This is a genomic window from Micromonospora sicca (genome assembly GCF_003172935.1).
GTDB classification, from domain to species: domain Bacteria; phylum Actinomycetota; class Actinomycetes; order Mycobacteriales; family Micromonosporaceae; genus Micromonospora; species Micromonospora sicca.
This window is the reverse complement of the sequence record NZ_QGKS01000295.1, coordinates 1-9,366: the sequence shown is the minus strand read 5'-3', so window position 1 is coordinate 9,366 and position 9,366 is coordinate 1. Positions and strand designations below refer to the sequence as shown.

General features: G+C 72.2%; 9 protein-coding genes. 4 read left to right on the top strand and 5 right to left on the bottom strand.

The window, feature by feature from the left end; translation table 11 throughout:
- The first annotated feature begins 117 nt into the window (after positions 1-117).
- Together DKT69_RS24830 and DKT69_RS24825 are read left to right on the top strand one after the other, a co-directional pair.
- Positions 118-1,248 (top strand): D-alanine--D-alanine ligase family protein, encoded by a 1,131-nt coding sequence (locus tag DKT69_RS24830; protein WP_109803914.1) that lies wholly within the window; start codon positions 118-120, stop codon positions 1,246-1,248.
- A complete protein-coding gene (locus tag DKT69_RS24825) occupies positions 1,245-1,880 on the top strand; it encodes a M15 family metallopeptidase (RefSeq protein ID WP_109803917.1) in 636 nt (211 codons plus the stop codon). The genes DKT69_RS24830 and DKT69_RS24825 overlap by 4 nt, the downstream gene beginning before the upstream one ends.
- A gap of 49 nt (positions 1,881-1,929) precedes the next feature.
- Here DKT69_RS24825 and DKT69_RS24820 read toward each other — a convergent pair whose 3' ends face one another.
- The 5 genes from DKT69_RS24820 to DKT69_RS24805 form a co-directional block, all read right to left on the bottom strand.
- On the bottom strand, positions 1,930-2,853 hold the full coding sequence (locus tag DKT69_RS24820; protein WP_236648213.1) for a carbohydrate ABC transporter permease: 924 nt from the start codon (positions 2,851-2,853) through the stop codon (positions 1,930-1,932).
- On the bottom strand, positions 2,850-3,017 hold the full coding sequence (locus DKT69_RS39135; RefSeq protein ID WP_201749842.1) for a hypothetical protein: 168 nt from the start codon (positions 3,015-3,017) through the stop codon (positions 2,850-2,852). Before DKT69_RS39135 ends, DKT69_RS24820 begins: the two co-directional genes overlap by 4 nt.
- On the bottom strand, positions 3,014-3,964 hold the full coding sequence (locus tag DKT69_RS24815; protein WP_109803913.1) for a carbohydrate ABC transporter permease: 951 nt from the start codon (positions 3,962-3,964) through the stop codon (positions 3,014-3,016). The genes DKT69_RS39135 and DKT69_RS24815 overlap by 4 nt, the downstream gene beginning before the upstream one ends.
- A 7-nt stretch (positions 3,965-3,971) precedes the next feature.
- Complete coding sequence (locus DKT69_RS40880; RefSeq protein ID WP_109803912.1) at positions 3,972-5,321, bottom strand: type 2 periplasmic-binding domain-containing protein; 1,350 nt, start codon at positions 5,319-5,321, stop codon at positions 3,972-3,974.
- A gap of 232 nt (positions 5,322-5,553) precedes the next feature.
- Positions 5,554-6,216 (bottom strand): HAD-IA family hydrolase, encoded by a 663-nt coding sequence (locus DKT69_RS24805; protein ID WP_236648212.1) that lies wholly within the window; start codon positions 6,214-6,216, stop codon positions 5,554-5,556.
- A gap of 54 nt (positions 6,217-6,270) precedes the next feature.
- Between DKT69_RS24805 and DKT69_RS24800 the strand changes: the two genes are divergently transcribed.
- Both DKT69_RS24800 and DKT69_RS24795 read left to right on the top strand, forming a co-directional pair.
- On the top strand, positions 6,271-7,485 hold the full coding sequence (locus DKT69_RS24800) for an ROK family transcriptional regulator (RefSeq protein ID WP_109803911.1): 1,215 nt from the start codon (positions 6,271-6,273) through the stop codon (positions 7,483-7,485).
- Between the two features lie 246 nt (positions 7,486-7,731).
- Positions 7,732-9,279 carry a ricin-type beta-trefoil lectin domain protein gene (locus tag DKT69_RS24795; protein ID WP_109803910.1) on the top strand — a complete coding sequence of 516 codons (1,548 nt, stop codon included), beginning with the start codon at positions 7,732-7,734 and terminating at the stop codon, positions 9,277-9,279.
- The last annotated feature ends 87 nt before the right edge of the window (positions 9,280-9,366 follow it).

Sequence of the window (9,366 nt, the reverse complement as noted above, 5' to 3'; positions counted from 1 at the left end):
GCGGTGGTACCGGACGGTCGGCGTCGTGCTGACCGGCGGCAATGTCGAGGCGGCGCTGGTCGCCCGGTTGGCGGGCGACGGGCTTGCCAATGGCACGAGTGTGGAAGGGGTGGCGGCATGAGCGCGTCGATCCGGATCGGGATTCTGTTCGGTGGCCCGTCGGCGGAGCACGAGGTCTCCTGCGCCTCGGCGCTCGGCGTGGCCCGGGCGCTGGCCGGCGGCGGGTACCGGACGGTCGCCATCGGCGTCACCCGCAGCGGCGGGTTCCGGCTGGTGCCGGATGCCGTCCTGGCCGAGCTGCGGGACCGGCCCGCCGCCGACCGGGCCATCGACGACCGGCTGACGGTGACCGGGCCGGCGGTCGAGCTGCGGGCCGGCCCGCGCCCGGGGACCGTGCTGGTTTCCACCCGGAACGCCCCCGGCGCGGTGCACGCCGAGCTGGACGTGGTCTTCCCGGTGCTGCACGGTCCGTTCGGCGAGGACGGGGTGGTGCAGGGGCTGCTGGAGTCGCTGGACGTGCCGTACGTCGGGTGCGGGATCCTCGCCTCCGCCGTCGGCATGAACAAGGTGGCGATGAAGCGGGCGCTGCTCGCCGACGGCATCCCGATCACCCCGCACGTCACGTTCGACGCGCACACCTACCGGCAGGCCGACGACCCGGCGAAGCTGGTGGTGGGGCTGCGCCGGCCGCTGTTCGTCAAGCCGGCCAGCATGGGCTCCTCGATCGGCATCTCCCGGGTCGGCGAGGGCGACGACCTGGCCGCCGCGGTGGAGGAGGCGCTCCGGCACGACCAGCTCGTCGTGGCCGAGCAGGGGGTCGCCGGCCGGGAGCTGGAGTGCGCCGTGCTGGGCGGCTGGCGCCCGGAGGCGTCGGCGGTGGGCGAGGTGCGGGTCGCCGGGGGTTGGTTCGACTACCGGCAGAAGTACTTCGGCGACGCCGACCCGATGGTGGTCCCGGCCGTGCTGCCCGACGAGGTGACCGAGCGGGTCCGCGAGCTGTCCCTGCGCGCGTTCGCCGCGATCGGGGGCTGGGGCCTGGCCCGGGTGGACTTCCTCTACGACGAGACGACCGGCGAGTTGTACGTCAACGAGCTGAACACCATGCCCGGTTTCACCGCGCACTCCATGTACCCGAAGGTGTGGGCGGCGGTGGGCGTCGGCTACCGCGAGGTGGTGGACCGCCTGGTCGAGCTGGCCCGTACCCGGCACGCGGAGTGCGCCGCGACCGCCGCCCGGAGCGCCCGATGATCCTGCTCTCCGATCCGCGGGTGGCGGCGGTGCCGAGCGCCGACGACGGCGAGCCGCTGGTGGACCTGCGCGACCTGCCCGAGCTGCGGCTGGACGGGCGGGCGGCCGACCCCGCCGGGGCGTACGCCCGGCTGCGCCGCGGGGTCGTGGACCGGCTGCTGACCGCGCAGCGTTCGCTGCCCGCCGGGGTGCGCCTGCTGGTCATCGAGGGATACCGGCCGTACCAGGCCCAGCTGGGCATCTTCACCGGCTACCGGGACGAGCTGCGCCGGCGGCACCCGGACTGGTCGCCGGAGCGGCTGCACCGGGAGACCAGCAAGTTCGTCTCGCCGGTCGAGGTGGCGCCGCACAGCACGGGCGGGGCGGTGGACCTGACCCTGTGCACCGACGACGGCGCGGAGCTGGACCTGGGCACCGCCGTGGACGCCACCCCGGAGGACAGCGCCGGCGCCTGCTTCACCGGCGCCCCCACCATCGGCGCGACCGCGCGCCGGCACCGACGGATCCTGGTGGACGCGCTCGGCGGGGCGGGGCTGGTGAACTACCCGACCGAGTGGTGGCACTGGTCGTACGGCGACCGCTACTGGGCGTTGGCCACCGGCGCGTCCCACACCCGGTACGGGCCGCTGTGACGGACCATTCGCAACGCGCGGTGCTGTTGAGCCTGATCGCCCGGACCGGTCAGCCCTTGCGGCCGCTGGTGGCGATGCCCTCGACGAAGTGCCGCTGGGCGAGGAAGAACAGGATGATCATCGGCACGGTGGCGATGACGCTGCCGGCGAGGACGACCTCCCACTGCTGCTCGCCGCCGTAGCCGAACCGGTCGAGCACCACTTTCAGCCCGCGCGGCAGCGTGTAGAGCTGCTCGTTGCGCAGGTAGATCAGCGGCTTGAGCAGGTCCGTCCAGCTCGCCTTGAACTCGAAGACGAACGCCACCAGCAGGGCCGGCCGGATCAGCGGGAAGGCCAGCTTCCAGAACAGCTGCGGATAGCTGGCCCCGTCCACCCGGGCCGCCTCGAAGTACTCCCGGGGCAGCGAGAGGAGGAACTGACGGAGCAGGAAGATGTAGAACGCCGAGCCGAAGAGGTTGCCCGCCCAGAGCGGCACCTGGGTGTCGGTCAGCCCGAGCTTCGACCAGATCAGGTACGTCGGGATCATGGTGACCGCGAACGGCAGCATCATGGTGGCGAGCACCAGGCCGAAGAGCAGGTTGCGGCCGGGGAATCGGAAGTAGGCGAAGCCGAAGGCCACCCAGGCGCTGGAGATGGTGACCGCCCCGGCGGCGGCCGACCCGACCACCACGCTGTTGAGCAGCCAGGTGACCAGGGGCACCGCCCGCCACGCCTCGGCGTAGTTGTCCGGGGCGAAGGGGGTGGGCAGGAAGCCCGGGGCGAAGACGTACTCCCGGGGGCGCAGCGAGGCGCTGATCAGCCAGACGAACGGCAGCATGAAGATCACCGCCGCGCCGACCAGGGCCGCCACGAAGAGCACCCGCTGCCAGCGCGGTCGCCGGCCGTCCTCCGCGGGCAGCCGCCGGGCCGCCGGCGCCGCCGCCCCGATCTCGGGTGCGGCGGTGACGGCGCCCGGCGAGACCGTGGTGCTCACGCCTCCGCCCCGCCCTCGGGGTCCTCCTCGGCCCGGGAACGCCGGGCGTTGGCCACCGGACCCTCGGTCACCGGGTATTCCCGGGCCTCGCACTGGTGGGGGTGCCAGTCGGCGCCCAGCCGGGTCCGCCGGCTGTTGGCCACCCCGTGGTACGACTCGCTCATCGTTCCTCCCCCTCGTAGTACACGAACCGGTTGCTGAGCCTCACCTGTACCACGGTGATCACCAGGATGATCACGAAGAGCAGCCAGGCCATCGCCGAGGCGAAGCCCATGTGCAGGAACTGGAACGCTTCCTGGAACAAATGGATCACGTAGAACGATGCCGCATCGCTGTTGAACGACCCCGCGGTCTGCCGGTTGCCGAAGTACATGGTGTAGACCTCGGTGAACATCTGCAGCGACGCGATGGTGTTGACGATCAACGTGAAGAAGAGCGACCCGGAGATCAGCGGCACGGTCACGTGCCGGAACCGGGCCCAGGCGCCGGCCCCGTCGAGGTCGGCGGCCTCGTACAGGTCGCGCGGCACGTTCTGCAACGCGGCCAGGTAGATGATCACGGTGGAGCCGAGGCTCCAGAGGCTCATCAGCACGATGCCGGGCAGCACCCAGTCCGGGTCGGTGGTCCAGCTCGGCCCATCGATCCCCACCAGCCCCAGCGCCCGGTTGATCAGGCCGTCCTGGGTGTTGAGCAGGAGCAGGAACAGGATGCCGACGGCCACCGCCGGGGTCATCACCGGCAGGTAGAACACGGTCCGGAAGAAGCCCTGGAGCCGGCCGACCCGCTTGAGCAGCAGCGCCAGCCCCAGCGAGATGGCCATCACGAGCGGCACGTGCAGCGTCGTGTAGTAGACGGTGTTGCCGAGGCTGCGGGCGACCTGCGGGTCGGCCATCAGCTCCCGGTAGTTGTCCAGCCCGGTGTACTCCGGTGGGTTGATCACGTCGTACTCGGTGAAGCTGAGCCAGGCGCTGGCGATCATCGGGCCGGCCTGGAAGACCAGGAACCCGACGATCCACGGCGCCAGGAACAGGTACGCCCAGCGGGCCTCCCGCCGGGCCAGCGGCGTACGACGCCGCCGGCCCGGGGCGGGAGCGCTGACGGTGGTGGCCATCGCCGGCCTACTTCGCGGCCTTGTCCAGCGCCGCGGTCGCCTCCTGCTGGGCCCGGCCCAGTGCCTGCGCCGGCTGGGCCTGCCCCGAGAGCACCCGGTTGACCGCGTCCGTCCAGGCCTTGTCGAACTCGGCGCCGGCCGGCGAGGCGGGCATGGCGAACGCGGCGTCCTGCGCCGACCGGATGGTGGCCACCGCGTCGTCGAAGCGCTTGTTGCCGGTCGGCTGGTACAGCTCGTCGAAGATCTTCTTGTCGGCGTTGGCGTTGCCGGTCCAGACGCCGGTGAAGGGCAGGTTGGCGGCCTTGCGGGCCTCGGCCCGGGCCTTCGCCGCGGCGAACCAGGTGTCGGTGGCGGTCATCTGCTTGACGAAGCGGCAGGCCGCGTCCGGGTTCTTCGCCCCCTTGGTGATCACCCAGGCCTGCCCGGCGGACATGGTCAACGGCTTGCCCTGCCGGTCGACGAAGGGCTTGACCACGAGCTCGGCCTTGGGGCTGTTCTTGGCAACCTGGTTGAGGAACCACTCCTCCATCGGCCACGCGGCGATCTGGTTCTTGGCCAGCGGGTTCTGCGCGCCGAAGAAGTCGAAGGTGTCCCGGAACGACTTGAACTTGCCCCAGCCGCCCTGGTCCTGGATCAGCTTCAGGCCGGTGGTCAGCGCCTCTACCACCTTCGGGTCGTTGAGGTTGGCCTTCGCGCCGTCGGCCGAGATCATCTCGGCGCCGTTGGCCTTGACCCACATCGGCAGGAACTCGGGGATCTTCGGGTCGATGCCGATCCTGGTGAGCTTGCCGCCGGTGACCTTGGCCAGTTTGGCGTTGAGCGCCGGCAGCGCCGCCCAGTCCGACAGGTCCACGTCGTCGGCGGTCAGCCCGGCCTGCTTGAGCAGTGTCTCGTTGAGGTAGACCACGCGCACCTGGGAGAACTCGGGGATGCCGTAGACGATGCCGTCCAGGGTGACCTGGTCCTTGGCGGCCTGCCGGTACTGCCCGAGGTCGATCTGCTGCTTGTCGACGCAGTCGGTCAAGGGTTGGATCGAGCCGCGCTTGGCGTACGTGCCGATCAGCTTGCGGTCCATGTACACCAGGTCCGGCGGGTTGCCCGAGGCGACCGCCGAGAGGAACTGCTGCTCGTCGAAGGCACCCTCGGTGATCTTCAAATCGACGTTCGGGTTGTCCCGTTTGAACGCGTCCACCCGGGTCTTGGCGATCTCGTCCGACAGGCCGAAGCCCATGGTGGTCAGCGCCCCCGTACCCTTCGATCCGCCGCCACCGCTGTCGCCGCCGCCGACTCCCCCGCAACCGCTGATCGCCAGGGTGAGGACCCCGGCCAGCGCAGTCACCCGCAGTGTCCGTGACATGGTTACCTCCTGAGAGCCCGCGGGCCGCCTTGCCCGCGCGAGCAGCACTTCTCCCGTCGAGCCGAATCTCAAACCCGACGACCGGGGGAAACGTCGGACGGGGTTGCGGGCGACGGCCAGCAGTACGACATCGATGCCCGGACGGGAGGCGTACGCGTGCGCCGTCGCCGCCCAGGCTCTCGCCGCAGGAGGGCAGGCACACCGAGTTGGCCGGCGGGTCGCGCCGCCACCGTCACCGGCGCGACCGGGTCACCAGGTGCGCCAGCTGCGCCAGATCCGCGACCCGCAGGTCCGCGTCGACACCCTTCAGGGCGGCCGTCAGGGCGCCCGCCGCGCGCCCGGCCTGGACTCCGACCGCGGCGTCCTCGACGACCAGGCAACGCTCGGGGGGCACGTCCAGCAGCAGGGCAGCGCGCAGGTAGCCCTGCGGGTCCGGCTTGCCGACGCTGACGTCGTCGACCGTGACCAGCACGGGCGCGTCGATGCCGGCGGCGGCCAGCCGCGCCTTGGCCAGGCGGGTGTCCGCGCTGGTCACCACCGCCCACGGCAGCCGGAACCGGGCCAGCGTCGCCAGCAGTTCGAGTGCGCCGCGCGTGGCGGTGACGTCGGACAGGTCGTCGTACTGGAGCTCCAACTGCCGTGCCGCGGACGCCGCCACCGCCGCGTCGTCGAGGTGGGGCAGCAACCGGCGGACGGTACGGTCGGCCGGGCTGCCGTGCGCGATCGCCAAGGCCGACTCCGGGTCGACGTCGTACTCGCCGGCCCACACCCGCCACGCCCGCTCCACCGCGGCGTCGGAGTCGACCAGGGTGCCGTCCATGTCCAGCAGCACGGCATCCACCGCCGACAGGTCCCCGACAACCGCCCCGGCGCCGTCCATGTCCAGCAGCCCCACAACAGCCTCCCCTAATATGCTCGTCATACGAGGATAAGGCGGTGTGCTCCTTCCATGGCAAGCCCTTCCCGACAACGCGCCGGCGCGGCCCGTTACCACACCGCGTCACAGGTGCTGGCCGTGATGTCGCGCCGACCCGGGATCACCCGAGCGGAGCTGGCCCGTGAGCTGCACCTGACCAGCGGGTTCGCCACCGAGATCACGGCCCGGATGCGGGAGCTGCGGCTGCTCACCGAGGCCGCGGCCCCCGTTCGCGGGCGCGGCCGGCCCACCACCGTGCTGCAGCCGCATCCCGAAGGCCCGGTGGTCCTCGCCGCCGAGCTGCGCCAGGAGGACTGGCAGCACGCCGTCGTGACCGTCGACGGGCAACCGCACGACGTGCGCCGCCAGGCGCATCGCAGCCGCAGGCCCGCGACCGTGCTGGCGGCGGTGCGTCAGACCGTCGCCCAGGCCCGTAGCCGATACGGCGACCGGCTCCGAGCCGTCTCCCTCGCGGTCGCCGGCACCGTCCACGACCGGCGCCTCGTGCAGGCCGCAACGCTCGGTTGGGGAGCGGTGGATCTCAGTACGATCACCGTCGACCCATCGCTACCGCTGCTGGTCGGCAACGACGCCACCCTCGCCGGCGTCGCCGAAGCCCGCACCGGCGCGGCCACCACCGCCGGCACCGCCCTCCACCTCATCGTCGAGGTCGGCATCGGCGGCACCCTGACCATCGACGGGACCCCGGTCACCGGAGCCCACGGCGCCGCCGGCGAATACGGACACCTGCCCCTCGGCGACCGCCGCCGGCACTGCCCCTGTGGGGCCCGCGGCTGCTGGGACCTCGACGTCGACGGCCGTGCCCTCGCCCGCCATCTCGGCGAACCGGCCCCGGCCGATCCCCGCACCTACGCCCGCCAGATCCTCGACCGTGCCGCTGACGACGCCCGCGCGCGGCAGGCCGTCACCGCCGTCGCGCAAGCCCTCGCCACCGGCATCGCCGGCTTGACCAACATGCACGACCCCCACCTCGTCACCCTCGGCGGACTCGGTCCCGCCATCCGGCACACCGCGCCGGCCGCGTTCGAAGGCGCCTACACCGACGGCCTCATGGCCTTCCACCGCGCCCAGCCCCCACCCGTCGTCGACGCCGCGCACGGCGACGACGGGCCACTGCGCGGCGCCGCGATCATCGGCCTCGACCACATCACCAGCGAACCCGCCCTCGCCGACTGGGCCCTCGCGCGTCGCTCACCTTCCCGTCGGGCTGGGTATCCGCCCGCCTGAGTGTGCCGGGATCGCCGCCGACCCGTCGGGCAGGCGACCTCGTAGCGGCTGCCCCGTGGCCCCCGAGGCGACGCCCGGTCACCGTCCGACCACTCTGGACAGTTCGTTGCGGCGAGCAATCCGCAATCTACTGGCAACAGTGTTGACAAATACCGTACACATCGATGAACATCTGTTGGAGAGCGCTCTCAGCTTTCGGGCCCCGGTCCACCTTTCGGTCGCACCTCGTACCCCCGGAGGACGTTCATGTCTCGAACCCTGCGCGCGCTCGGCGCCGCCACCGCGGCCCTGGCGCTGGTGAGCCTCTCCCCGCCGGCGGCCCGGGCCGACGCCGGTCGCCCCGCCGCTCCGCCGGCCGCCGAGGCGGCGGCGGCCGGCATCGCCCCGGCGGTGGCCGAGGCGATGCGCCGCGACCTCGGCCTGACCGACGCGCAGCTCGGCACCCGCCTGCGGGTCGAGGCCGCCGCCCCGACCGTCGAGAAGCGCCTCCGCGCCCGGCTCGGTGGAGCCTTCGCCGGGGCGTGGATCCCGCCCGGCGGTCGACGCCTGACCGTGGCCGTCACCGATCCGGCGCTCGCCCCGGCCGTCCGGGCCGAGGGCGCTGATCCAAAGGTCGTGGCCCGCGACGAGCGCGCCCTCGACGCGGCCAAGCGGTCCCTGGACCGCAGCCGGGCGAAGGCGGACCCGCGCAGCGTCTACGGCTGGTACGTCGATGTGGCACGCAACGCGGTCGTGGTGACGGCCCGGCCCGGCGCCACCGCGGAGGCGCGCTCCTTCGCCCATGCCAGCGGGCTGGCCGCGAGTGCGGTGACCGTCGCCGAGTCCGCCGACGCGCCCCGCCTGAAGTACGACATCCGCGGCGGTGACCAGTACGTCATCAACGGCAACACCCTCTGCTCGGTCGGCTTCGCCGTCGCCGGCGGCTTCGTCACCGCCGGCCACTGTGGCCGGCCCGGCAGCCCGACCCTCGGCTTCAACAACGTCGCGCAGGGCACGTTCGTCGGCTCGTCGTTCCCCGGCGACGACTACGCCTGGGTCCGCACCAACGGCGACTGGACGCCGCGGCCCTGGGTCAACAACTACTCGGGCGGCAACGTGGCGGTGGCCGGCTCCCAGGACGCGGCAATCGGCAGCTCGGTCTGCCGCTCCGGCCGCACCACCGGATGGCGCTGCGGGACCATCCTCGGCCGCAACGAGACGGTCAACTACGCGCAGGGCGCGGTGTACGGCCTCAGTCGCAGCAACGCGTGCGCGGAGGGCGGCGACTCGGGTGGTTCCTGGATCTCCGGCAACCAGGCCCAGGGCGTCACCTCCGGCGGCTCCGGCAACTGCTCCACCGGCGGCGCCACCTGGTTCCAGCCGGTCAACGAGATCCTCGCCGCCTACGGCCTGTCGCTGACCACCAGCGGCGGCGGTGACCGGTTGATCAGCAATTGGAACAACCGGTGCATCGACGTGCCGTACTCCAACTTCTCCGACGGCGTTCCGCTGCAGACGTGGACCTGCAACGGCACCGCCGCGCAGGCCTGGACCTTCACCGGCGGAACGCTGCGCAGCCAGAACAACATGTGCATGGACGTGGCCTGGGGCTCCACCGCCAACGGCGCCACCATCCAGATCGCCACCTGCAGCGGAAACCCGGCCCAGCAGTTCGTCCTCTCCGCCGCCGGCGACCTGGTCAACCCGCAGGCCAACAAGTGCGTCGACATCAAGGACTGGAACAACTCCGACGGCGCCCGCCTGCAGCTGTGGGACTGCGCCGGCACCGCCAACCAGAAGTGGCGCCGCGGCTGATCGCACCATCCCCTTTCCCGCCGCGCCCGCCGATCGTCAGCATCCGTCGTCCCGTACCCACCCCAAGGAGAACCCCGTGTTTCGAGC

What these genes read in the sequence shown, in the direction of transcription:
- DKT69_RS40880 (WP_109803912.1), bottom strand. Translation starts at nt 5,321, where the DNA reads ATGTCACGGACACTGCGGGTGACTGCGCTGGCCGGGGTCCTCACCCTG.
- DKT69_RS24830 (WP_109803914.1), top strand. Translation starts at nt 118, where the DNA reads ATGAGCGCGTCGATCCGGATCGGGATTCTGTTCGGTGGCCCGTCGGCG.
- DKT69_RS24815 (WP_109803913.1), bottom strand. Translation starts at nt 3,964, where the DNA reads ATGGCCACCACCGTCAGCGCTCCCGCCCCGGGCCGGCGGCGTCGTACG.
- DKT69_RS24795 (WP_109803910.1), top strand. Translation starts at nt 7,732, where the DNA reads ATGTCTCGAACCCTGCGCGCGCTCGGCGCCGCCACCGCGGCCCTGGCG.
- DKT69_RS39135 (WP_201749842.1), bottom strand. Translation starts at nt 3,017, where the DNA reads ATGAGCGAGTCGTACCACGGGGTGGCCAACAGCCGGCGGACCCGGCTG.
- DKT69_RS24800 (WP_109803911.1), top strand. Translation starts at nt 6,271, where the DNA reads ATGGCAAGCCCTTCCCGACAACGCGCCGGCGCGGCCCGTTACCACACC.
- DKT69_RS24825 (WP_109803917.1), top strand. Translation starts at nt 1,245, where the DNA reads ATGATCCTGCTCTCCGATCCGCGGGTGGCGGCGGTGCCGAGCGCCGAC.